General features: G+C 63.9%; 20 protein-coding genes. 5 read left to right on the top strand and 15 right to left on the bottom strand.

Features of this window, described 5'->3' with window-relative positions:
• The first annotated feature begins 8 nt into the window (after window positions 1-8).
• The 4 genes from F2P46_RS14035 (at window position 9) to F2P46_RS14020 (ending at window position 5,027) form a co-directional block, all read left to right on the top strand.
• On the top strand, window positions 9-1,007 hold the full coding sequence (locus F2P46_RS14035; protein ID WP_229509275.1) for a DUF58 domain-containing protein: 999 nt from the start codon (window positions 9-11) through the stop codon (window positions 1,005-1,007).
• On the top strand, window positions 1,004-3,034 hold the full coding sequence (locus F2P46_RS14030) for a DUF3488 and transglutaminase-like domain-containing protein (RefSeq protein WP_229509274.1): 2,031 nt from the start codon (window positions 1,004-1,006) through the stop codon (window positions 3,032-3,034). The genes F2P46_RS14035 and F2P46_RS14030 overlap by 4 nt, the downstream gene beginning before the upstream one ends.
• Window positions 3,034-4,200, top strand: coding sequence for a lytic murein transglycosylase B (mltB, locus tag F2P46_RS14025; protein ID WP_166890452.1), 1,167 nt, complete (start codon window positions 3,034-3,036; stop codon window positions 4,198-4,200). Before F2P46_RS14030 ends, mltB begins: the two co-directional genes overlap by 1 nt.
• A 500-nt stretch (window positions 4,201-4,700) precedes the next feature.
• Window positions 4,701-5,027, top strand: a complete 327-nt coding sequence (locus F2P46_RS14020; protein ID WP_054266941.1) for a hypothetical protein — start codon at window positions 4,701-4,703, stop codon at window positions 5,025-5,027.
• Window positions 5,028-5,220: 193 nt separating this feature from the next.
• Here F2P46_RS14020 and cysM read toward each other — a convergent pair whose 3' ends face one another.
• Window positions 5,221-6,123: a cysteine synthase CysM gene (gene cysM / locus F2P46_RS14015; RefSeq protein ID WP_166890449.1), complete on the bottom strand. Its 903-nt coding sequence runs from the start codon at window positions 6,121-6,123 to the stop codon at window positions 5,221-5,223.
• Window positions 6,124-6,261: 138 nt separating this feature from the next.
• Here cysM and F2P46_RS14010 point away from each other — a divergent pair, with 138 nt between their 5' ends.
• Window positions 6,262-8,001 (top strand): FAD-dependent oxidoreductase, encoded by a 1,740-nt coding sequence (locus F2P46_RS14010; protein ID WP_166890446.1) that lies wholly within the window; start codon window positions 6,262-6,264, stop codon window positions 7,999-8,001.
• 105 nt (window positions 8,002-8,106) lie between these two features.
• Here the strand turns inward: F2P46_RS14010 and F2P46_RS14005 are convergent, their stop codons facing one another.
• From F2P46_RS14005 to F2P46_RS13940, 14 genes are all read right to left on the bottom strand, one after another.
• Window positions 8,107-9,486 (bottom strand): M28 family metallopeptidase, encoded by a 1,380-nt coding sequence (locus tag F2P46_RS14005; RefSeq protein WP_166890443.1) that lies wholly within the window; start codon window positions 9,484-9,486, stop codon window positions 8,107-8,109.
• Window positions 9,487-9,656: 170 nt separating this feature from the next.
• Entirely contained in the window at window positions 9,657-10,025 is a 369-nt protein-coding gene (locus F2P46_RS14000; protein WP_166890441.1) for a helix-hairpin-helix domain-containing protein, read from the bottom strand.
• 136 nt (window positions 10,026-10,161) lie between these two features.
• Window positions 10,162-11,145, bottom strand: coding sequence for a D-glycero-beta-D-manno-heptose-7-phosphate kinase (gene rfaE1, locus F2P46_RS13995; protein WP_166890438.1), 984 nt, complete (start codon window positions 11,143-11,145; stop codon window positions 10,162-10,164).
• Between the two features lie 27 nt (window positions 11,146-11,172).
• A complete protein-coding gene (lapB, locus tag F2P46_RS13990) occupies window positions 11,173-12,348 on the bottom strand; it encodes a lipopolysaccharide assembly protein LapB (RefSeq protein WP_166890435.1) in 1,176 nt (391 codons plus the stop codon).
• 52 nt (window positions 12,349-12,400) lie between these two features.
• Window positions 12,401-12,706, bottom strand: coding sequence for a LapA family protein (locus F2P46_RS13985; protein WP_166890431.1), 306 nt, complete (start codon window positions 12,704-12,706; stop codon window positions 12,401-12,403).
• 151 nt (window positions 12,707-12,857) lie between these two features.
• Window positions 12,858-13,163, bottom strand: a complete 306-nt coding sequence (locus F2P46_RS13980; RefSeq protein WP_008446215.1) for an integration host factor subunit beta — start codon at window positions 13,161-13,163, stop codon at window positions 12,858-12,860.
• Between the two features lie 18 nt (window positions 13,164-13,181).
• Window positions 13,182-14,894 carry a 30S ribosomal protein S1 gene (gene rpsA / locus F2P46_RS13975; protein WP_267875858.1) on the bottom strand — a complete coding sequence of 571 codons (1,713 nt, stop codon included), beginning with the start codon at window positions 14,892-14,894 and terminating at the stop codon, window positions 13,182-13,184.
• Window positions 14,895-15,011: 117 nt separating this feature from the next.
• Entirely contained in the window at window positions 15,012-15,683 is a 672-nt protein-coding gene (cmk, locus tag F2P46_RS13970; protein ID WP_166890425.1) for a (d)CMP kinase, read from the bottom strand.
• 236 nt (window positions 15,684-15,919) lie between these two features.
• Window positions 15,920-17,254, bottom strand: a complete 1,335-nt coding sequence (aroA, locus tag F2P46_RS13965) for a 3-phosphoshikimate 1-carboxyvinyltransferase (RefSeq protein WP_166890422.1) — start codon at window positions 17,252-17,254, stop codon at window positions 15,920-15,922.
• Between the two features lie 25 nt (window positions 17,255-17,279).
• The gene (locus F2P46_RS13960) at window positions 17,280-18,185 is read right to left on the bottom strand and encodes a prephenate dehydrogenase/arogenate dehydrogenase family protein (protein WP_166890419.1); all 906 of its coding nucleotides are present in this window, start codon (window positions 18,183-18,185) and stop codon (window positions 17,280-17,282) included.
• A gap of 1 nt (window position 18,186) precedes the next feature.
• Window positions 18,187-19,293, bottom strand: a complete 1,107-nt coding sequence (gene hisC, locus F2P46_RS13955; protein ID WP_166890416.1) for a histidinol-phosphate transaminase — start codon at window positions 19,291-19,293, stop codon at window positions 18,187-18,189.
• A 35-nt stretch (window positions 19,294-19,328) separates the two neighbouring features.
• Window positions 19,329-20,399 (bottom strand): prephenate dehydratase, encoded by a 1,071-nt coding sequence (gene pheA, locus F2P46_RS13950; protein ID WP_166890413.1) that lies wholly within the window; start codon window positions 20,397-20,399, stop codon window positions 19,329-19,331.
• Window positions 20,400-20,457: 58 nt separating this feature from the next.
• Window positions 20,458-21,549: a 3-phosphoserine/phosphohydroxythreonine transaminase gene (gene serC / locus F2P46_RS13945; RefSeq protein ID WP_166890409.1), complete on the bottom strand. Its 1,092-nt coding sequence runs from the start codon at window positions 21,547-21,549 to the stop codon at window positions 20,458-20,460.
• A 27-nt stretch (window positions 21,550-21,576) separates the two neighbouring features.
• Entirely contained in the window at window positions 21,577-22,122 is a 546-nt protein-coding gene (locus F2P46_RS13940; RefSeq protein WP_166890407.1) for a DUF2059 domain-containing protein, read from the bottom strand.

The raw sequence follows: 22,122 nt of genomic DNA, 5'->3' as shown, positions 1-22,122 counted from the left end.
TGGCCGCCTTGCTGACACGTTTCATTCCCGCTGCGGTACGCGCAAAGGCGGACACCTGGCTGTTCCAGAAGCGCGGGGTCGATCGCGGCGAAACCTTCCTGGCGCAGCGCCGCGTGTTCATCCTGCCCAGCGGCGCCGGCATGGGATTCGCCGCGCTGATCCTGACCTTGCTGATCGGTTCGATCAACTATTCGCTCGGCCTGGGCTTTGCGCTGACCTTCACCATGGGCACCTGCGCCATGGTCGACATTTTCCTGACCTATAAAAACATGGCGCACCTGCACCTGCGCCCGGGCCGCGCGCAGCCGGTGTTCGCCGGCGAAGTGGCGCAGTTCGAACTGCACGTGGTCAACCGCACCAAGCTGGACCGGTATGCGCTGTGGATCGACTTCATCGAGGCCGGCGAAGCGCGCCACGTCACCGACGTGGCGGCCGGCGCCAGCAGCGCGGTGATCCTGTCGGCGCCCAGCCTCGAACGCGGCTGGCTGGCGGCGCCGCGGATTCGCCTGTCCACCCGTTTTCCGCTCGGCCTGTTGCGCGCCTGGAGCTACTGGCAGCCGGACCTGTCCGCCCTGGTCTACCCCTTCCCCGAAGAAAACGCGCCGCCGCTGCCGATGTCGGGCGTCGAGAGCGCCGACGGCCACGGCCACGCCGGCCACGACGACTTCGCCGGCATCCGCAGCTACCAGCCGGGCGATCCGATGCGCCACATGGCTTGGCGCCAGATCGCGCGGCTCGACCCGGCCGACGGCGGCCAGTTGGTGACCAAGCATTTCGAAGGCGGCGCGATCGATGAGCTGGTGCTCGATTTTCACGCCCTGCCGTCCATCATGAACCTGGAACTGCGCCTGTCGCGCATGACGCGCTGGGTGCTCGAGGCCGAACAGCGCGCCCTGCCCTACGCGTTTCGCATCGGCGCCATCGATTTCGAGGCCTCCAGCGGCGAAGCGCACCAGGCGGCCTGCCTGCGCGCGCTGGCCCTGCACGGCCTGGGAGAGACGCCATGAGCGCGTTCAAGACCAACGCGCAGGGCGGCGCTGGCATGACCCGCCTGCTCGCCCAGCTACCGCGCGACAAGGCCGACACCCTGCTGCTGCTGGTGGCGGCGTTGATGGTGCTCTCGCCCCACGCCGGCCACCTGCCGCTGTGGGTGTCGGCCCTGTGCGGCCTGACCTTGCTGTGGCGCGCCATGGCCACCCTGCGCGGCACGCGCATGCCGTCGGCGCTGGTGCTGCTGCCGCTGTCGATGGCGGCCATGGCGGGCGTGTTCATGAGTTACAAGACCCTGTTCGGGCGCGACGCCGGCGTGGCCATGCTGGTGCTGCTGGTGGCCTTCAAGATGCTGGAAATGCACGCGCGGCGCGACCTGTTCGTGGTGATCTTCCTCTCGTTCTTCCTGGTGCTGACCAATTTCTTCTACTCGCAGAGCATTTTCACGGCCTTGATGATGGTCGCCTCGATCATTGCGCTGCTCACCGCGCAGCTGTCGTTCCAGTTCACCGGCGCGGTGCCGCCGCTGGGCCGGCGCCTGTGGATGGGCGCGCGCGTGTTCCTGCTGGCCGCGCCGCTGGCGGTGCTGCTGTTCTTCGTGTTCCCGCGCATCCAGGGGCCGCTGTGGGGCATGCCAAGCGACGCCCAGGGCGCTCGCATGGGCCTGTCGAACAGCATGGCGCCGGGGAATATGTCGAACCTGGCGCAATCGGACGATCCGGTGTTCCAGGTGCGCTTTCTCGATCCGCCGCCATCGAAGGCGCAACTGTACTGGCGCGGCGTGGTGCTGGGCGAGTTCGACGGGCGCACCTGGACCCGCGCGCGGCGCCCGCCGCGCCGCGTGGCCGACGAAATTTCGGTAAGCGTGCGCGGGCCGGCGATCCACTATCAACTGACCCTGGAGCCCTCGTCGAACAACTGGCTGTTCGCGCTCGACCTGCCGGACCGCCTGCCGGTCCTGGAAGACAATGCGGCGCAGGTGTCGAACGAGCTGGAACTGTCGGCCAGTTCCGCGCTCGACAAACGCGTGCGCTACGACATGAGTTCGCACATCGATTACAGCCTCGACGCCACCCCCGAACTGGCCGAGCGCGCGCGCTGGCTGGACCTGCCCGCCGGCTTCAACCCGCGGGCGCTGCTGGCCGGCGCCAACATCGGCCAGGCGCAGCCCGATCCCGAACAGCGCGTCCGTACGGTCCTGTCGATGTTTACCAGCCAGCCGTTTTCGTACACCCTGCAGCCGCCGCTGCTGGGGCGCGACTCGGTCGACGACTTCCTGTTCAAGACACGCGCCGGCTTTTGCGAGCACTACGCCAGCGCCTTCGTGGTGCTGATGCGCGCCGCCGGGGTGCCGGCGCGCGTGGTGATGGGCTACCAGGGCGGCGAATTCAATCCGATCGACGGCTTTTTGTCGGTGCGCCAGTCGGAAGCGCACGCCTGGGCCGAAGTCTGGATCGCCGGGCGTGGCTGGCTGCGGGTCGACCCCACCGCCGCCGTGGCGCCGGAACGGGTGCAGCGCGGCCTGTCGAGCGCGCTGCCGCAAAATCCGCCCGCTTTTGCCGGCCTGGGCGGGCTGCTCGGCTTGAGCGGCGAGCGCAGCGCCTTGCTCGAACAATTGCGCTTTCGCCTCGACGCCGTCAACAATGGCTGGAACCAGTGGGTGCTGAACTACACGCCGGAGCGCCAGAGCGGCTTTCTCGACAGCCTCAAGCTCGGCCTGGCGCACTGGCGCAACCTTGCCGTCCTGGCCGCCATCGGCGCGCTGTTGCTGCTGTGGCGCGCTGTACGGCTGCGGCGCGGGACCGACCCGGTCGATGCGCTATACTCGGCCCTGTGTCGAAAGATGAGCCAGCTTGGCATGGCGCGCGCCGCCGACGAAGGCCCCAACGCCTACGCCGCCCGGCTCGCGCAAGGCAGCCTGGCACCAGACAAGACGGCTGCCATCAAGCGCTTCCTGGCCCTCTACAGTGCCCACAAATACAGTGCCCGGCCGCCCGCTCCCGGGCTCGCCTCCACCCTGAAAAGTTTGCTGAACAACATTTAATGAAATTTACTTCTCTCTTGCTGGCACTTGCCGTGTCGGCAAGTCCCCTGAGCCAGGCTGCGCCTGCCAAAAAAACCGGCAAGAAAAGTGCCCAGTCCCAGGCCAAGGCCAAGGCCGATGCCAAGGCCAAGGGCGCGCGCAAGGCCGGCGCTTCCGTGGCCGTTCCGGCCGCCGTGGCCGCCACCGCGCTGACGGCGGCCGAGGCCGGCGACGCCGTCGTGTTTAGCGAATCGGAAGCGGTCAACGCCTTCGCCGACGAGGTGGCGCTGCGGCACGGCTTTCCGCGCGCCGAGCTCGCCGCGCTGATCGGCCAGATCCGCTACATCGATACCGCCGTCCAGCTGGTCAAGCCGGCGCCCAAGGGCAAGCCCAAGAACTGGCAGAACTACAGCCGGGTGACGATCGAGCCGATCCGCATCAAGGCCGGCGTGGCGTTCTGGAACCAGCACGCCGCCGTGCTGGCGCGCGCCCAGGCCGAGTATGGGGTACCGGCCGAAATCATCGTCGGCATCATCGGCGTGGAGACCATCTACGGGCGCCAGACGGGGCGCTTCCGCGTGCTCGACGTGCTCACCACCCTGGCCTTCGCCTATCCCGAGGCGCCCAACCGGGCCGCGCGCATGGCCTTCTTCCGAGGCGAGCTGGAAAACGCGCTGGTGCTGGCGCGCAAGTCCAATATCGAGCCGCTCTCGATGCTCGGTTCGTTTGCCGGCGCCATCGGCATGCCGCAGTTCATGCCCGGCAGCGTGCTGGCCTACGGGGTCGACTACGACAACAATGGCAGCATCGACCTGCGCGGCTCGGCGGTGGACGCGATCGGCAGCGTGGCCAGCTTCCTGGTCCAGCACGGCTGGCAGGCCAAGCAGACCGGACCGCTTGTGTATCCGGCCAGCGTGTCCGACGACCGGGCCTGGGAAAGTTTGCTCAACCAGGGCCTGGCGGCCAAGTTCCGCGCCGAGGACTTGCGCGCGGGCGGTGTCAGCACCAGCGCCGTATTGCCTGCGAACCAGCGTTTCGGCCTGATCGACCTGCCCAACGGCCCCGACCCGACCGAGTACCGGATCGCCACCGATAATTTTTTCGCTATTACGCAATACAACCGTTCTTACTTCTACGCCATGTCCGTGATCGAATTGGGCCGCGCGATCCGCCAAAACCGGCCTTGACAGCCTCTTGCCTCAGCGGAAACTTTGTAAAAGAATGTAACGACCAGAGCATGTTTTCGGGCCGCTTTTGACGCCTGCAGCCGGTCCGCGCGGGTCGTGCGTATTCCTCCGCATATCCATTCGTGCCCCATAGAAATGCCTCTTGCGTTAATATACTCAGAAACATGTTGCTAATAAGCCAGTTCTCTTTAGAATTGTGCGGCGGATGCATCTAAATTGTCTTACACTTAAGTTTTCTGGGAAAACAATTAGTTTTTCGGTGATTTTGTGAGAGAATTGCAATGCGGCTATGTTGCGATCAGACAACACAACCGACATCATTTTGTAATCTGTTATTGCTTATCGGTATTAGATTACAAAACGTTGTACAATTGTGTATATTTTTTAAAAAGTGTTACCCAAGATAAATTCGCAAGCGCACTTCGACGGTGGTTGACCAGCAGCGAGAGCTCCGCGTGTTTGACTTAGCAGCACCACTCACAATAGGAATTATTGACATCATGACAAACCAAGTCGGCATTGATATGAACAGCGATTCGGACTCCGATGATCTGCTGCAATACAACCCAAATCGTTTACTCGACACGCTGATTGAAAATCTGCGTCTCAAGAACGATGCAGCCCTGTCGCGCGCGCTGGAAGTGGCGCCGCCAGTGATCTCGAAGATCCGCCACCACCGCCTGCCGGTCGGCGCCTCCCTGCTGATCCGCATGCACGAAGTGAGCGACCTGTCGATCCGCGACCTGCGCTACTTGATGGGCGACCGCCGCAACAAGTTCCGCATCAGCGACAAGCAGTTCAAGCCAAAAGAAGGCGATCCAGCGTAATAGCGGGATCGGTCGGGCCGTGCCGCAAGGCCTACGCGGCCCGGCGCAGCCAGATAAGCCCATGCCTTGCCCTGTGGGGGGCGGCGCACGGGAAGCACAAAAAACGCCTTCCACCATGAACGAGTCCGACTCGTTCGCGGTGGAAGGCGTTTGTTTTTGTGCGGCGCGCTTGCGCCGCGCGCTTGCGCCGGGATTACGCCGGGAACACGCCGGTCGACAGGTAACGGTCGCCACGGTCGCACACGATGAACACGATGGTGGCGTTTTCCACCGTCTGCGAGATGCGCAGGGCGATCTCGCAGGCGCCGGCAGCCGAAATGCCGCAGAAAATGCCCTCTTCGGCCGCCATGCGGCGCGCCATCTGTTCGGCCGCCGCCTGGCTCACGTTCTCGACCAGGTCGACGCGCGCCTTGTCGAAGATTTTCGGCAGGTAGGCTTCGGGCCACTTGCGGATGCCGGGGATCTGCGAGCCGTCCTCGGGCTGGGCGCCGATGATCTGGACCGCCGGGTTTTGCTCTTTCAGATACTGCGACACGCCCATGATGGTGCCGGTGGTGCCCATGGCGCTGACAAAGTGCGTGACGCCGCCATTGGTGTCGCGCCAGATCTCGGGACCGGTCGACTCGTAGTGGGCGCGCGGGTTGTCAAGGTTGCCGAACTGGTCGAGGATGATGCCCTTGCCGTCGCGCTGCAACTGCTCGGCCATGTCGCGCGCGTATTCCATGCCGCCGGTCTTGGGCGTAAGGATAATCTGGGCGCCGTAGGCGGCCATGCTCTGGCGCCGCTCGATCGACAGGTACTCGGGCATCAGCAGCAGCATCTTGTAGCCGCGGATCGCCGCCGCCATCGCCAGCGCGATGCCGGTGTTGCCGCTGGTCGCTTCGATCAGGGTATCGCCCGGCTTGATCTGGCCGCGTTCTTCGGCGCGGCGCAGCATCGACATGGCGGCGCGGTCCTTGACCGAACCGGCCGGATTGTCGCCTTCCATTTTGCCGAGGATGATGTTGTTGCGCGCGGCCGCGTCGGCGCCCGGCAGGCGCACCAGGCGCACCAGCGGGGTATTGCCGATCGTATCTTCGATGGTCATGTAAGGCATGGGTTACTCTTTGCAGTTCAACAAAACATCATTCTAATCCACGATGCCCTTGTCCGTATGAGACGGGTCAGCTTGCTGTAGTTTGCCCCGGCTTACTGCTAGACTGAGGGCTGATCACCTTCCCATAGCGAACCGTCCATGAGCACCCTGCCCGCCCCCGACTTCATCCCCGACAACAGCATCCAGGAGCGCGCCCAGAGCTCGCTGAGCAAGTACGAGACGCGCCGCGACCAGATGTTTCCGGTCCTGACCGGCGCCGAGATCGCGCGCCTGCGCCGCTTCGGCAGCGAGGGGCACTGGGACGACGGGCAAGCCATTTTCGTCGCCGGCGGCGGCAATCCCGGCATGATGATCATCCTCTCGGGCAAGGTGCGCATCAGCCAGTGCGACGGCATGGGCAACAGCCACACGATCGTCGAACACGGGCCGGGCCACTTCACGGCGGACGTGGGCCAGTTGTCGGGCAGCCCGGCGCTGGTGAGCGCGCACGCGGCCGGCACGGTCGAGGCCTTGATCGTCACGCCCGAAGCGCTGCGCGCGCTGGTGGTGGCCGAGGCCGAGCTGGGCGAGCGTATCATGCGCGCACTGATCCTGCGGCGCGTGGGGCTGATCGAAGCCGGCACCAGCGCGCCGGTGCTGGTCGGCCCGGCCGGCAGCGCCGACCTGTTCCGCCTGCAGACCTTCCTGACCAGCAACGGCCATCCGCACATGGTGCTCGACCCGGCCACCAGCCCGAACGCCGAAGCGCTGATCCGCATGTACCAGCCTGGCCCCCACGAACTGCCGCTGGTGGTGTGCCCGGACGGCGTGGTGAAGAAAAATCCGAGCCTGGCCGAACTGGGGTACTGCCTCGGCATGCTGCCCGACCTCGACCCGGACAAGGTGTACGACGTGCTGGTGGTGGGCGCCGGCCCGTCCGGCCTGGCGACGGCGGTGTATGCGGCGTCGGAAGGCCTGTCGGTGCTGGTGGTGGAAAACCGCGCCTTCGGCGGCCAGGCCGGCGCCAGCGCGCGCATCGAAAACTACCTGGGATTCCCGACCGGGATTTCGGGGCGCGCGCTGGCCGGACGGGCGTTCGTGCAATCGCAAAAATTCGGCGCGCAGGTGGCCATTCCGGCCGCCGCCGACAAACTGCTGTGCGACCAGTATCCGCTGCGCCTGTCGCTGGCCGATGGCGGGCAGGTACAGGCGCGCGCGGTGGTGCTCGCTTGCGGCGCGCGCTACCGCAAGCCGGACCTGGCCGACCTGGCCGCGTACGAAGGCTGCGGCGTGTATTACTGGGCCTCGCCGCTGGAAGGACGCCAGTGCCAGGGCGAGGATGTGGTGCTGGTCGGCGGCGGCAATTCGGCCGGCCAGGCGGCCGTGTTCTTGTCAAGCCACGCCAGGACGGTGCACATGCTCATTCGCGGTGCGGGGCTGGCGGCGAGCATGTCGAGTTATCTGATCGAGCGCATTGCGGCGACGCCGAATATCGTGCTGCACACGCATACCAGCTTGACCAGGCTGGAAGGCGACGGGCAACGCTTGAGCGGCGTGCGCTGGCAGCATCGCGACGAGCAGGAAGAAAGCCACGTGGTGCGCAGCGTGTTCCTGTTCGTGGGGGCCGATCCGAATTCGGGCTGGCTGGCCGATTGCGGCGTGCAGGTCGACCAGCACGGGTTCGTAATGACCGGGACCGATGTGATGCTGGCCCGTTGCCGGGTGACGGGGCAAATGCTCAACCCGGACGGCTCGCTGCACGGGAACCTGGAGACCACGGTGCCGGGCGTGTTTGCGATCGGCGATGTGCGGGCCGGATCGACCAAGCGCGTGGCCGCCGCCGTGGGAGAAGGCGCGGCGGTGGTGGCGCAGTTGCATGCGTATCTGGCGGTGAAGTAGGCGGCGGTGGTGGCGCAGCGGCATGCATATCTGGCGGTGAAGTAAGCGCCGGTCGTTTGCGCTGCCGCCACCGTCGTTCCCGCGCGGGAACGACGGTGAAGTTTTTTACCTGAGCGGCGTCGGATACGTCGCCACGCTCACATTGCCATCCTTGTCCACCGCCTGCACCCCGAAGAAGTAGTTATCCTTCGACAGCTTGACGGTCGCCTCGGTCACATTCCCCACAAACAAAGCCCCCTGCCACTGCGCGGCGGTGGTCTCGCGCCAGACGATGCGGTAGCCGGTCAGGTCAGGCTCGCCGTTGGCCTGCCATACCAGCGACGAATCGTTCTCCAGCTTCGCGGTGCGCATCTGCACCTTCTGCGGCGCGGCCGGGGCCAGCGACAAGGTCGCCAGCGCCGCCGCATTCACCCGCGCCACTTTTGCGATGTAGTTGTAGTCGTTGAACTCGGGCAGGTCGCCATACTGCAGCGCGCCTTCCTTGCGCACGTTCTGGTGCTGGTGCGTGAAGTCTTCGTTCGGCTCCGTGAAGCGCAGCGCCGGATAACCACGCTCCAGGAACGGCATATGGTCGCCCCCGCGCAGGTAACGGTCGCGCCGCTGGATCACATTGATCGTAAACCCGGGCACGTAACGCTCCCCCACTTCCTTCACATGGCGCGCCAGCTGGCGCGAGGTGGAGTCGTTTTCGCCGCCGGTCGCCAGCAGGGCGCGATTGCTGTCGCTGTTCTCTTTGGTCGCCGGGATCGATTCGGCGAACAGGCGCACCTGCCTGTCGTCGACGCGGCCATCGTCGGCGCGCGAGCTGCCGATGATATCGTTGGTGAACATGCCTTGCAGGTTCAGGTTCTTGAGCCTGGCCTGTTCGGCCCAATGCGCCGCGCCCAGCAAGCCCTGCTCCTCGGCCGCTACCGCCATGAAGACAATGGTCGCGTCGAACTGGTGGCGCGCCATCACGCACGCCATTTCCATGACGGCGGCGGTGCCGGAAGCGTCATCGTTGGCGCCGGGCGCATCGCCGCTGGCGTCCATGATCTCGGTATTGCGCGAGTCGTAGTGGCCGCTGACGACGTAGATGCGTTCCTTCGACGCCGCCTGCGTGCCGGGCAGGGTCGCCACCACGTTGACGATCTCGGTCGGACGCGAAATGCGCGCCGACACCGGCGTGACATGGCTGTCGAAACTCACTTGCAGTCGCCCGCCGGCGGCGGCGCCGCAGCGTTCCAGCTCCATCTTGATCCAGCGCCGCGCGGCGCCGATGCCGACCGTCTCCGAGACCGTATCGGACATGGTGTGGCGCGTCTTGAAGCCGACCAGTTTGCGCACGTGCGCTTCGATGCGCTGCGACGAAATATCGGCCACGATCTTGTCGACCTGGGCCTGGTGGCGCGCAATGTCGGGGCTTGCCGGAGCGGCGGCGCAGGCAGCGCCGGCGGCGGCGAGCAGGGTGGCCAGCAGGGGTTGGGTGAACGGGACAGATGCCATGAGGGGTCCTTTGCGACAGGCGAGGTTAACAGCGCAGCGCCGTTATCATCTCACGACCCTGCACGCGCAAGGTCGTCCATACAGCGAAAAAACCACGCTCGCGCAAGCTGCGCGTCCATGAAAAAAACCCGCGGCGTTGGCGGCGGGTTTTTTGGCGAGACGCACGGCGCTTACATTTTGGCGGGCGCCGGCGCCGGCTTGGCCGCTGTTGCGGGCTTGGCGGCCGGTGCGGCCTTGCCCGCCGTCGCTGGCGCGGCGCCGGCGCCATCAAACGGCTTGCCCGCGACCTGCAAGCCGGCTTGCGAAAGCTTCACCGCGCGCTTGTCGCCCACGCCCTTGACGCGTTTGGAAAAGTCGGCCCAGTCCTTGAACTCGCCACCCTTGGTGCGTTCTTCCAGGATCAGCTTGGAGGTAGAGGGGCCGATGCCCTTCACACTGTCGAGTGCGGCTGCATCGGCCTTGTTCACGTCGACCTGGGCAAACGCCATGCTCATCGCGGCCACCAGCGTTGCAACGGCCAGCATCAATTGTCGGATCATGTTGTATCTCCTTCAGATTAGAGGGACGCAAGTGCGGCCCCAACAAGCTAACGGATGACCCGGCACAATGTTGACCGCTCCGATTGAGCGCTATCAGAACAGCAAAACGCCAATCGTGTAGGCAGACTCTGCTGTTCTACAGGCCGAACAGTTCCTCGCGCGTCACGGTCGCCGTGCCGAGCTTGCCTACGACGATGCCGCCGGCGCGGTTGGCCGTCATGATGGCGTCGGCCATCGGCATGCCGGCGCCGAGCATCGAGGCCATGGTGGCGATGACCGTGTCGCCCGCGCCGGAGACGTCGAACACTTCGCGCGCGTCGGCGTGCATGTGCAGCACCTCATGGGCGGTGTACAAACTCATGCCCTCTTCCGAGCGCGTGAGCAGCAGCGCGTCCAGGCGCAGTTCGGTGCGCAGGGCCTGGGCCTTGGCGGTGAGCTGTTCTTCGGACGACCAGCTGCCGACGATGCGGCGGAACTCCGACTTGTTCGGCGTGAGCACGGTGGCCCCGGCGTAGCGCGAAAAATCGTCGCCCTTGGGGTCGACCATGACGATCTTGCCGGCCGCGCGGCCGGCCTCGATCATGTGCGCCACGTTCACCAGGCTGCCCTTGTTGTAGTCGGACAGGATCACCACGTCGAAATCGGGCAGCAGTGCGTTGAACTGGGTGAGCTTGTCGCGCAGGACGGTGTCGGTGGGCGCGTCTTCGAAGTCGATGCGCAGCAGTTGCTGCTGGCGGCCGATCACGCGCAGCTTGATGATGGTGGAAATGGCGGCGTCGCGCTGCAGGTAGCTGTCGATGCGCGACTCGGCCAGCAGCTGCGCCACCTGCTCGCCCGCCTCGTCGGCGCCGACCACGCCCAGCAGGCCACAGTGGGCGCCGAGGGCCGCCGCATTACGCGCCACGTTGGCGGCGCCGCCCAGGCGCTCTTCGCGCTTTTCGATGCGCACGATCGGCACCGGCGCTTCGGGCGAGATGCGGCTGACGTCACCGAACCAGTAACGGTCCAGCATCACGTCGCCGACGACCAGGATGCGCACCGCGGCCAGGTTGGGCGCGGCGATGAAGGGATGGCTGTCGGCGCTGAGCAGGCGCGCCGGAGTGGCGGTGGGATTGGTCATCGTTCGGATACGCTTAATCGGTTACGTTTAATTCATGACATTGAGTTCTTCGGTGCGGCGCGGCGGGTAGGTCTCCCAGCGGCTGCATCCCGGGCACTGCCAGTAAAACTGGCGCGCCTTGAAGCCGCAATGGCTGCACTGGTAGCGCGCCAGCTTCTGGGTGTAACCGCGCACCAGGTTCTTCACCATCGACAGCTCTTCCCAGACATCGGCCGGGGCGTCCATCAGGCGCGCTTCGAGCAGTTTGTCGAGGCCGAGCAAGGTCGGATTGCGGCGCAGTTCATCGATCATCAACTGCTTGGCCGCGTCCACCCCATCGAGTTCGATGACGGCCTTGAACACCACTTCGATCAGGTCGATCGAGGATGCTTCGGCCAGGTAGGAGCGCAACAGGTTGACCCCTTCCTGCGGGCGGCCGACCTTGCGGTAGCCGTCCATCAGGCGCTGCGCGACCAGGGCCACGTGCGGCACGCTTTGCTGTTCGACGCGGCGCCAGGTCACCAGCGCGCCTTCGACATCATCCTTGACCAGTTGGGCGTCGCCGGTCAACAAGGTGGCGCGCACGTTCTTGCGGTCGGCCTGCAGGGCTTTGTCGAGCAGGGCCAGGGCGTCGTCGGTGTGCATGTGGACCAGCGCATCCTGGGCCAACTCGCAGTAGAACTGGGCGATTTCCTTCTGGCGCGCGCCGGCGCCCGACTCTTGCAGCCCGAGGGCGGCTTCGATCGCGCGCGGCCATTCTTTTTCACGCTGGTAGATTTCGAGCAGGGCGCGGCGCGCCTGGGCGCCATAGGGCGTGTCGAGCAGCAGGTTGAAGGTTTCCTCGGCGCGGTCGAGCAGGCCGGCCTTGAGGTAATCCATGCCCAGTTCGTACTGGCCGTGCGCCTTTTCATCGGCCGGCAGGTCGGCACGCGAGAGCAGGTTCTGGTGCACGCGGATGGCGCGCTCGATCTCGCCACGGCGGCGGAACAGGTTGCCGAGGGCGAAGTGCATCTCCACCGTTTCGGGATCGAGCTTGACGATGTCGATGAAAGCGTCGATGGCCTTGTCGGGCTGCTCGTTGAGCAAAAAGTTCAGGCCGCGAAAATATCCTCGCGGCAATGTGCGCGATTCGGAAAGCAGTTGCTTGATGTCAACGCGCGCGGCGATCCATCCCAGGGCGAAAAACAAGGGGATGCCAAGCAACATCCAGGTTTCTAATTCCATGCGGTTCTTTTTGTTAGTTTTTCAGATGGCTTACTGCGGGGTTACTGCCGGATTACTGCTGCGTACTGACGCTGTCCGGCTGCGGTTGGGCCACAGAGGTGCGCGCCACGGTTTGCAGGGCGACGATGGTGTTCTTGTGCTTGGACGTTTCGCGGCGGTGGCGGAACACGGTGGGCGTGACGGCCAGGATGCCGAGAGCGGCGCCGGCCACGAAAAAGCCCAGCAGCATCAGCACCAGGGGGCCGCGCAGTTCGTAATTGAGGAAAAAGTGCAGGTCGACTTCCTGCGTGTTCTTCAGGGCAAAGCCGAAAAACAGGATAAACAGAATAAATCCAACGATGGTGGATACAAATTTCATCAGCCAGGTCCAGTCTGAAAAGGTCGCAAGTGTCGCATATTACACCAAAACAGAGGGGGTCCGGGGCAGGCTGCCAACTCCTGCGACGTCCCGCTGCGGGACGAAAAAAAACGGCATCCAAGGATGCCGTTCTTCTGTGTCGACAAACGACTCAGTCTTCAATAATCGGCTGCCCGACCATCGCATCTACCCGTTCGCGCAATTGCTTGCCCGGCTTGAAGTGCGGTACCCGTTTTTCGGGCACCATCACCTTGTCGCCGGACTTGGGATTGCGTCCGATGCGCGGCGGCCGGCTGTTCAGGGCAAAACTACCAAAACCACGGATCTCGATGCGCTGGCCAGTCGCCAAAGCGTTGGTCATGGCATCGAGAATGGTCTTGACAGCGTACTCCGCATCCTTGGCCACCAGCTGAGAATAGCGCTCAGCCAGGCGGTTAATCAACTCGGACTTCGTCATCTGTCGATTCCGAGTGTCTTAGTTCTTGTTGTCGAACTTAGCTTTCAACAGTGCGCCCAGGCTGGTGGTGCCCGATGCTGCATTGTTGTCGGAGGTCGAAGCAATTTTCTGCATCGCTTCCTGAGTGTCGACATTGTCTTTCGCTTTGATCGACAGCTGGATGCTGCGCGCTTTGCGGTCAATGTTGATCACCAGTGCTTCAACCGAATCGCCAACCTTCAGGTGGGTACCGGCATCTTCAACGCGGTCGCGCGAGATTTCGGAAGCACGCAGGTAGCCTTCAACTTCTTCGGACAACTGGATCACAGCGCCCTTAGGCTCGACCGACTTGACCGTACCCGTTACCAGGGAGCCTTTGTCGTTCATTGCAGCGAAGTTGTTGAATGGGTCGCCTTCGAGTTGCTTGACACCCAGGGAAACGCGCTCGCGCTCGACGTCGATTGCCAACACGATGGCTTCCAGTTCGTCGCCCTTTTTGAAACGACGGACAGCTTCTTCGCCGGTTTCGGTCCAGGACAGGTCGGACAGGTGCACCAGACCATCGATGTTGCCGGCCAGGCCGATGAACACGCCGAAGTCGGTGATCGACTTGATCGCGCCGCGGACTTTGTCGCCCTTTTTATGGGTAACGCCGAAGTCATCCCAAGGATTGGCTTTGCACTGCTTCATGCCCAGCGAAATACGGCGACGCTCTTCGTCGATCTCGAGAACCATGACTTCCACTTCGTCGCCCAGCTGGACAACTTTGTTTGGCGCCACGTTCTTGTTGGTCCAGTCCATTTCGGAAACGTGGACCAGACCTTCGATACCCTGCTCGACTTCCACGAACGCGCCGTAGTCGGTGAGGTTCGTTACTTTGCCGAACAGACGGGTGCTTTGTGGGTAACGACGGGACAGACCGGTCCAAGGATCGTCGCCCAGTTGCTTCACGCCCAGCGAAACACGGTTCTTTTCCTGATCGTACTTCAGGACTTTGGCGGTGATTTCCTGGCCAACGGTCAGCACTTCCGACGGGTGACGCACACGACGCCATGCCAGGTCGGTGATGTGCAGCAGGCCATCGATACCGCCCAGATCCACGAACGCGCCGTAGTCGGTGATATTTTTGACGACGCCGGTAACCACGGTGCCTTCTTTCAGCGTTTCCATCAGTTTCTGACGCTCTTCGCCCATCGATGCTTCGATGACGGCGCGGCGGGACAGAACCACGTTGTTACGCTTACGGTCGAGCTTGATGACCTTGAATTCCAGGGTCTTGCCTTCGAACGGGGTGGTGTCCTTGACAGGACGGGTGTCGACCAGCGAACCCGGCAGGAACGCGCGGATGCCGTTGGTCAGAACGGTCAGGCCGCCCTTGACTTTGCCATTGACGGTACCGACGACGATCTCGCCCGATTCCATGGCTTTTTCCAGTGCCAGCCACGACGCCAGGCGTTTTGCCTTGTCGCGCGAGAGGATGGTGTCGCCGAAGCCGTTTTCCAGCGACTCAATCGCTACGGAAACGAAATCGCCGACTTGAACTTCCAGTTCGCCCTGGTCGTTCTTGAATTCTTCGATAGGAATGAAAGCTTCGGATTTGAGGCCAGCGTTGACGATCACGAAATTGTGGTCGAGACGCACGACTTCAGCGGAAATAACTTCGCCGGAGCGCATATCTTGGCGCGACAACGATTCCTCGAAGAGCGCTGCAAAACTTTCCATACCGGTTGCTTCAGTTGTTGCTGTTGACATAGTTTGTACACGAGTTAGCCAGCAGAGATCGCACCATGCGACTTAAACTGGGTTATAGGTTGATTCAACGCCTGCAATGGCACTATTGCAATTGCAAGCACCCATTGCTACTTCAGACTACGACTGCTTAGCGTGCGCATACCATTTCAGCACTTCCTCGACCGCTTCGTCAGCGGTCATATTCGAGGTGTCGAGCAGGTGCGCCCCTTCTGCCGGCATCAATGGCGCGATGGCCCGGTAAGTATCACGGTCGTCGCGCGCCTTCAAATCGGACAGGAGGTCTTCTATATTAGCAGAAAACCCCTTGTCAATCAATTGCTTATATCGGCGTTGCGCGCGCGCCTCGGTACTGGCGGTGAGAAACACCTTCAGTTGCGCGTGCGGAAAGATTACCGTGCCCATGTCGCGGCCATCGGCGACCAGCCCCGGGGCCCGGCGAAAGCCCAGTTGCAGGGCGAACAAAGCCTGGCGCACGGCGGGCAGCGCCGCGATCTTCGACGCCATGTTGCCGACCTCTTCCGCGCGGATGAGTTGGGTGACATGTTCGTTCGCCAGCAGGATTTCGCCGCCGCTGAAGCTGGCGGGGAGGTGTTCGGCCAGCTTGGCGAGGGCGTGTTCGTCATTGACCGCCGTCCCCTTGCGCAAGGCCATCAGTGCGGTGAGGCGGTACAAGGCGCCGGAATCGAGGTAATGGAAGCCGAGTCGATCGGCCACCTTGTGGGCGACGGTGCCCTTGCCGGAAGCGGTGGGGCCATCGATGGCGATGACGGGAATATGCGAATGTGGCATGGGACGGTGTCCTGGTGAAATCACTATAAAACGTACAAAAACAACAACTTACTTAACCGGGGTCTGACCTCAATTAAGAAATATTTCGAATCAGAGGTCAGACCCCGGTGAACGTCCGACCCCGATTAGGACATGTTCCGAGTCGGAGCGCTGCCCCCTGCTTAACCGGGGTCTGACTCAATTAAGAAATATTTCGAATCAGAGGTCAGACCCCGGTGAACGTCTCGGTTGTGCAACTAAATCAGATTCTCGTGGGCGATGCCGGCGAAGGCGTCGAAGTAGTCGGGGAAGGTCTTGGCGACGCACTTGGGGTCGTTGATGCGCATCGTGTTGCCGCGCCGCGCTTTGCCGTCCAGGCTTGCCAGAGAGAAACACATCGCCATCCGGTGGTCGTCATACGTGTCGATCGTCGCCGCGCTCAGCTCGCCCTCGGGCGGCGTCACGGAGATGAAATCCGGCCCTTCCACGACAATCGCACCGAGCTTGCGCAATTCGGTCGCCATCGCGGCCAGCCGGTCGGTCTCTTTCACGCGCCAGCTGGCGATGTTGCGCAAGGTCGTGGTGCCGTCGGCGTACAGGGCGGCCACCGCAATCGTCATCGCCGCGTCTGGAATGTGGTTGAAGTCGGCGTCGATGGCTTTCAGTACGCCGTTCGAGCGCGCTTCGATCCAGTTGTCGCCGCGCGTGATCGTCGCGCCCATCTGCTCGAGCGCTTCGGCAAAGCGCACGTCGCCCTGGATGCTGTCGCGCCCTACTCCCTCAACCCGGATCGGACCGCCCCCAATCGCGCCCGCCGCCAAAAAGTACGAGGCCGACGAGGCATCGCCTTCCACATGAATCGTGCCCGGACTGGTGTAGCGCTGCCCCGGCTGCACGGTAAACGATTGCCAGCCATCCTGCTCCACCGTCACGCCGAAGCGCCGCATCAGGTTCAGGGTAATCTCGATATATGGCTTGGAGATCAGTTCTCCGACCACGTCGATCGTCACCGGCTGCTCGCGCGCCATCAGCGGCGCGGCCATCAGCAAGGCGGTCAGGAACTGGCTCGATACGTTGCCGCGGACCGACAGGCGCTGCGCGTGGATATGCCCGCGCCGGATACGCAGCGGCGGAAAACCTTCCACGCCGGTGTATTCGATCTGCGCGCCGATGGCATTCAATGCGTCGACCAGGTCGCCGATCGGACGCTCGTGCATGCGCGTGACGCCGTGCAGCGTGTAGTCGCCGCCAATGACGGCCAGCGCCGCCGTCAGCGGGCGGATCGCGGTGCCGGCGTTACCCATGAACAGATCGGCTTCGTGCACCGGCAAAGCGCCGCCGCCGCCATGCACGATGTGGGTGTGCTCGTCGACCTGGTCCCATTTCAGGCCCAGCGAGCGCAGCGCGCCCAGCATGACCAGGGTGTCGTCCGATGCTAGCAGGTCGATGATGGTGGTGCTGCCTTCGGCCAGCGCGGCCAGCAGCAAGGTGCGGTTGGAAATGCTCTTGGACCCCGGCAGCCTCACCACGCCCTCGACGTGCATGACGGGCTTGAGATCGATATGGTGCGGGTACTGCTTCTGCTGGGTCATGCTGGGGTTCCTTGAGATACTGGGTTTATTCCGGACTGCTGCCTGGCGCCGGCGGCGCTTCGGCCGTTTCGATCGCTTCGATCCAGCGGCAGCGCGCGCGCTGGGCGTTGGCGTAGACCGCTTCGAGCGCCGCGCCGTCGCCGCTGGCGAGCATGGCGCGCATCACTGTTAATTGTGCCAGATATGCGTCCAACTCGCCCAGAAGGGCCGATTGGTTGGCCAGCGAGATGTCGCGCCACATCTCGGGCGACGAGCCGGCGATGCGCGTGAAGTCCCGAAAGCCGCTGGCGGCGTACTGGAACAACAGGCCGGCGTGGGCCTTGCGGGCGATGTCGTCGACCAGCGCATACGCCAGCAAGTGCGGCAGGTGGCTGACCGAGGCGAACACGGTGTCGTGTTCCTGCGGCGAGAGCTTGTGGATGATGGCGCCGCACGCGCTCCACGCGGCGGCCACCCTTTCAACATCGCCGGCCGTATTTTCGGGCAGCGGCGTGAGCACGGTTTTTTTGCCGTGGTACAGGTCGACGATGGCGGCATCCGGCCCGTTGGTTTCGCGCCCGGCGATCGGGTGCCCCGGCACGAACTGGCCGACCCGCCCTTTCATCACGGCGCGCGCCGCCGCCACCACGTCGGACTTGGTGCTGCCGGCGTCGGTGACGATGGTGCCCGCTTCCAGGTACGGCAGCAGCGAGGCCAGGATCGCTGCGGTCTGCGCCACCGGCGCGGCGATCAGCACCAGGTCGGCGCCCGCCATCGCATCCTGCACCGAGCCCGCCACCTGGTCGATGATGCCCAGTTCGAGCGCGCGCGCCATCGCTTGCGGCGAGCGCCCCACGCCGACCAGGGTGCTCACCACGCCGGCATGGCGCAGCGCGCGCGCGAACGAGCCGCCGATCAGTCCAACGCCGAAGATGACGACTTTATTGAACACGTCAGGCCAGCGCTTTCTTGAGGGCGGCGATGAAGATCGCGTTTTCGGCCGGCAGGCCGATCGAGATGCGCAGCCATTGCGGCAGGCCGTAGTTGCCGACCGGGCGTACGATCACGCCTTGCTTGAGCAGCGCCAGGTTCACGCGGCTGCCGGCGCCATCGTCGTCGCCCACCTTGACCAGCACGAAATTACCGAACGATGGCACGTACTGCAATCCCAGCTCGTCGAAGGCTTCGACAAACTGGGCGTAGCCGGCGGCGTTGTTCTTGGCGCCCTGCTCCAGGAACGGCTTGTCGTTCAGGGCGGCAATCGCCGCCGCCTGCGCCAGCGAATTGACGTTGAACGGTTGCCGGATGCGGTTCATCAGGTCGGTCAGGGCCGGCTGCGCAATCGCAAAACCGACGCGCAGGCCGGCCAGGCCGTAGGCTTTGGAGAAGGTGCGCGAGATCAGCAGGTTCGGGTACTTGCGCGCCCACTGGCTTGACTCGAACTGGTGCTCGGGCGCGAGGAACTCGTTGTAGGCTTCGTCCAGCACCACGACCACGTTGGCCGGCACCTTGCCCAGGAATGCCTCGATCTGCGCGGCCGCAATGAAGGTGCCGGTCGGGTTGTTCGGGTTGGCGATGAAGACCAGGCGCGTGTCGGCGTCAATCGCCGCCGCCATGGCGTCGAGGTCATGGCCGTAATCCTTGGCCGGCACCACGATGGCGCGCGCGCCCACGCCCTGGGTGGCCAGCGCGTACACGGCGAACGAGTATTGCGAGTACACCACGGCCTGGCCTTTTTGCACGAACGCGTGGGCGGCGATCTCGAGGATGTCGTTGCTGCCGTTGCCCAAGGTGATCCAGTCGGCCGGCACTTCGTAGCGCTTCGACAGCGCCGCTTTCAAATCAAAACCGTTGGCGTCGGGGTAGCGTCCCAGATCGGCCACCGCAGCGGCCATGGCTTGCTGGCTCGATGCGGGCACGCCGAACGGATTTTCGTTCGACGCCAGTTTGACGATGTTCGCTTCGTCGAGCCCGAACTCGCGCGCGACCTCCGCGATCGGTTTGCCCGCCTGGTAGGGAGCGATGGCACGGACGTATTCTGGACCGAATTGCTGGGACATGGTTTTATCTCTGTAGTTGTTTTAAGTTCTGAAAATCAAAGACTGAGCGGATATGAGCCGAGCACCTTGAAGAAGGCGGCGTTGTCGCGCAGCTCGTCGAGCGCCTTGGCCACCGCCGGATCCTGCACGTGGCCTTCGATGTCGACGTAGAAGTAGTATTCCCAGGTGCCGATGCGGGCCGGGCGCGATTCGAAACGCGTCATCGACACGCCGTTCACGGCCAAAGGCGCGAGCAGGTTGTAGACCGCGCCCGCCTTGTTCGGCACCGCCAGCACCAGCGAGGTCTGGTCGCTGCCCGAGGGGTTGGTCTGCAAATGGCCGATGACGGCGAAGCGGGTGCGGTTGTGCGGGTCGTCCTGGATATGCCCCTTGACCACGCCGAGGCGATACTGTTCGCCCGCCATTTCGCTGGCAATCGCCGCCATCGTCGCATCCTTGCTGGCCATGACGGCCGCTTCGGCGTTCGATACCACCGCGCGCCGCTCGATGCCAGGGTAGTTCTGGTTCAGCCAGACCTGGCACTGGGCCAGGGCCTGCGAGTGCGCGCACACCACCGTCACGCCGTCCATGTTGCCGGTCTTGGTCATCAGGCTGTGGTGCACGGGAATCGAGATCTCGCCGCTGATGATGGTGGTGGTGCCGAGCATCAGGTCGAGCGTGCGGTTGACCGCTCCTTCCGACGAGTTTTCGACCGGGACCACGCCGAAATCGGCGGTGCCGGCTTCGGTCGCGCGAAATACTTCGTCGATCGAGATGCATGGCAGCCCTTCGATGGCGCTGCCGAACTGCTGGAACGCGGCCTGCTCGGTGAAGGTGCCGGAAGGCCCGAGGTAGGCCACCGTGACGCGCTTTTCGAGCGAGCGGCAGGCCGACATGATCTCGCGGAAGATGGTTTGCACTTCGGCCGCCTTGAGCGGACCCGGATTGCGGTCGGCCACGCCGCGCAGCACCTGCGCTTCGCGTTCGGGGCGAAACACCGGGGCGCTGGTTTCGGCCTTGACGTGGCCGACTTCCTGCGCCAGGCGCGCTCGCTGGCTGAGTAAGGTGAGAATCTGCGCGTCGATCGCATCGATCTGTTCGCGCAATGGTTTGAGTTTGTCTGTCATGAATGCGGCATGGTTTGCGGTGAATCGGGTGTTCGCGTAGGGGAACGATCCCCTGTTGTTACGTACGGCCGGCGAACTCGTTCAGGTAATCGACCAGGGCTTGCACGCCCTCGATCGGCATCGCGTTGTAGATCGATGCGCGCATACCGCCCACGGACTTGTGGCCCTTGAGCTGCAGCAGGCCGCGCGCTTTTGCACCGGCCAGGAATTTGTCGTTGAGCGTTTCATCGCGCAGGTAGAACGGGACGTTCATGCGCGAGCGGCAGTCTTTCGCCACGCGGTTCTGGTAAAAATCGTCAATGTCCAGGGCCGCGTACAGCAGGTCGGCCTTGGCGATGTTGCGCTGCTCCATGGCGGCCACCCCGCCCTGGCGCAGCAGGTGCGCGAACACCAGGCCTGCGATGTAAATGCCGTAGGTCGGCGGCGTGTTGTACATCGAGTCGTGCGCGGCGACGATGCTCCAGTCGAAGGCGGACGGGCAAATCGGCAGCGCGTGCCCGAGCAGGTCGTCGCGCACGATGACCACCGTCAGGCCGGCCGGACCGATGTTCTTTTGCGCACCGCCGAAAATGACGCCGTATTTGCTCACGTCGATCACGCGCGACAAAATGTGCGAGGACATGTCGGCCACGATCGGCGTGTCGCCGGCCAGTTCGGGGACGAAGTTGTATTCGACCCCGTCGATGGTTTCGTTGGTGCACAGGTGCAGGTAGGCCGCGCCGGGGGTGAGCTTCCACTCGCTTTGCGGCGGCACCGTGGTAAAGCGCCCCGCCTCGCCGCTGGCGGCCACGTTGACGTGGGCGTAGCGCGCCGCTTCCTTGACCGACTTGCCGGACCAGGAACCGGTGTGCACGAAGTCGATGGTCGCCGGCGCAGATACGCGGCCAACCAGGTTCATCGGCACGATGGCGTTTTCGCCCAGGCCGCCGCCTTGCAGGAACAGGATCTTGTAGTTGGCGGGGACGTTCAGCAGCAGGCGCAGGTCGCGCACGGCCGCTTCGTAGATCGAGATGAACTCGGGGCCGCGGTGACTCATCTCCATCACCGACATGCCGCTGCCGTGCCAGTCGAGCATGTCGGTGGCGGCTTCCTGCAGCACTTCCTTGGGCAGGACGGCGGGGCCGGCGGAGAAGTTGTAGATCTGGGTCACGGAGGTCCTTGCAAGTGGGATGAACGACTATTTGGCGGTGGCTGCGGCAGCGGCTTCCTGCATGAGCTTACCCATGCGCGGCAACATGATCTTTTGACTCATCTGCATGGACTCGTTCACGATCTGCGGCGTGGCGGCGAGCATCTTGGCGCCCACCGGGCTACGGTAAAACGCGGCGATCTGCTCGATTTCGGCCACCGTAAAGCGGCTCGCGTAGAGCGGCACAACGGCTTCGACCATCTCCTCGACCAGGGCGGGCTCTTCGAACACGCGCTGGACGCGCGCGGCGACGTCCGGCACTTTCTTGGTCGCTTCGGCGATGGCCGCCTTCTTCTGCGCGGCGCTCAGGCGCGTATTGCTGTTAATGACGGCGGTCGCGTTGTCGAGAATCATTTGCGGGATGCTCGCCTTCATCTGCTCGAAGCTATCCTTGATCATCTTGCGCGTGCCCATCGATTCAAGCAGCGCACGCGTAGCCTTGTCGGTAGCCGGGTCGATCGCGGCCGTCTGGGCAAACACTGGCGCGGCCATCAGGGCCAGCGCGGTACAACAGATGGCGGTCAGTTTTTTCAT

The organism is Massilia sp. CCM 8734, assembly GCF_011682155.1.
GTDB lineage: Bacteria > Pseudomonadota > Gammaproteobacteria > Burkholderiales > Burkholderiaceae_D > Telluria_A > Telluria_A rubra.
The sequence above is the reverse complement of the archived record's forward strand: the minus strand, read 5'-3'. Positions and strand labels throughout refer to the sequence as shown.

Bases quoted from the DNA above. Each gene is read 5' to 3' on its own strand.
- cysM (WP_166890449.1), bottom strand. From the start codon at position 6,123: ATGCCTTACATGACCATCGAAGATACGATCGGCAATACCCCGCTGGTG.
- F2P46_RS13940 (WP_166890407.1), bottom strand. From the start codon at position 22,122: ATGAAAAAACTGACCGCCATCTGTTGTACCGCGCTGGCCCTGATGGCC.
- hisC (WP_166890416.1), bottom strand. From the start codon at position 19,293: ATGTCCCAGCAATTCGGTCCAGAATACGTCCGTGCCATCGCTCCCTAC.
- rpsA (WP_267875858.1), bottom strand. From the start codon at position 14,894: ATGTCAACAGCAACAACTGAAGCAACCGGTATGGAAAGTTTTGCAGCG.
- rfaE1 (WP_166890438.1), bottom strand. From the start codon at position 11,145: ATGACCAATCCCACCGCCACTCCGGCGCGCCTGCTCAGCGCCGACAGC.
- F2P46_RS14010 (WP_166890446.1), top strand. From the start codon at position 6,262: ATGAGCACCCTGCCCGCCCCCGACTTCATCCCCGACAACAGCATCCAG.
- F2P46_RS13980 (WP_008446215.1), bottom strand. From the start codon at position 13,163: ATGACGAAGTCCGAGTTGATTAACCGCCTGGCTGAGCGCTATTCTCAG.
- F2P46_RS14020 (WP_054266941.1), top strand. From the start codon at position 4,701: ATGACAAACCAAGTCGGCATTGATATGAACAGCGATTCGGACTCCGAT.
- lapB (WP_166890435.1), bottom strand. From the start codon at position 12,348: ATGGAATTAGAAACCTGGATGTTGCTTGGCATCCCCTTGTTTTTCGCC.
- mltB (WP_166890452.1), top strand. From the start codon at position 3,034: ATGAAATTTACTTCTCTCTTGCTGGCACTTGCCGTGTCGGCAAGTCCC.
- F2P46_RS14030 (WP_229509274.1), top strand. From the start codon at position 1,004: ATGAGCGCGTTCAAGACCAACGCGCAGGGCGGCGCTGGCATGACCCGC.
- aroA (WP_166890422.1), bottom strand. From the start codon at position 17,254: ATGACCCAGCAGAAGCAGTACCCGCACCATATCGATCTCAAGCCCGTC.
- F2P46_RS14005 (WP_166890443.1), bottom strand. From the start codon at position 9,486: ATGGCATCTGTCCCGTTCACCCAACCCCTGCTGGCCACCCTGCTCGCC.
- cmk (WP_166890425.1), bottom strand. From the start codon at position 15,683: ATGCCACATTCGCATATTCCCGTCATCGCCATCGATGGCCCCACCGCT.
- pheA (WP_166890413.1), bottom strand. From the start codon at position 20,399: ATGACAGACAAACTCAAACCATTGCGCGAACAGATCGATGCGATCGAC.
- F2P46_RS14000 (WP_166890441.1), bottom strand. From the start codon at position 10,025: ATGATCCGACAATTGATGCTGGCCGTTGCAACGCTGGTGGCCGCGATG.
- F2P46_RS13985 (WP_166890431.1), bottom strand. From the start codon at position 12,706: ATGAAATTTGTATCCACCATCGTTGGATTTATTCTGTTTATCCTGTTT.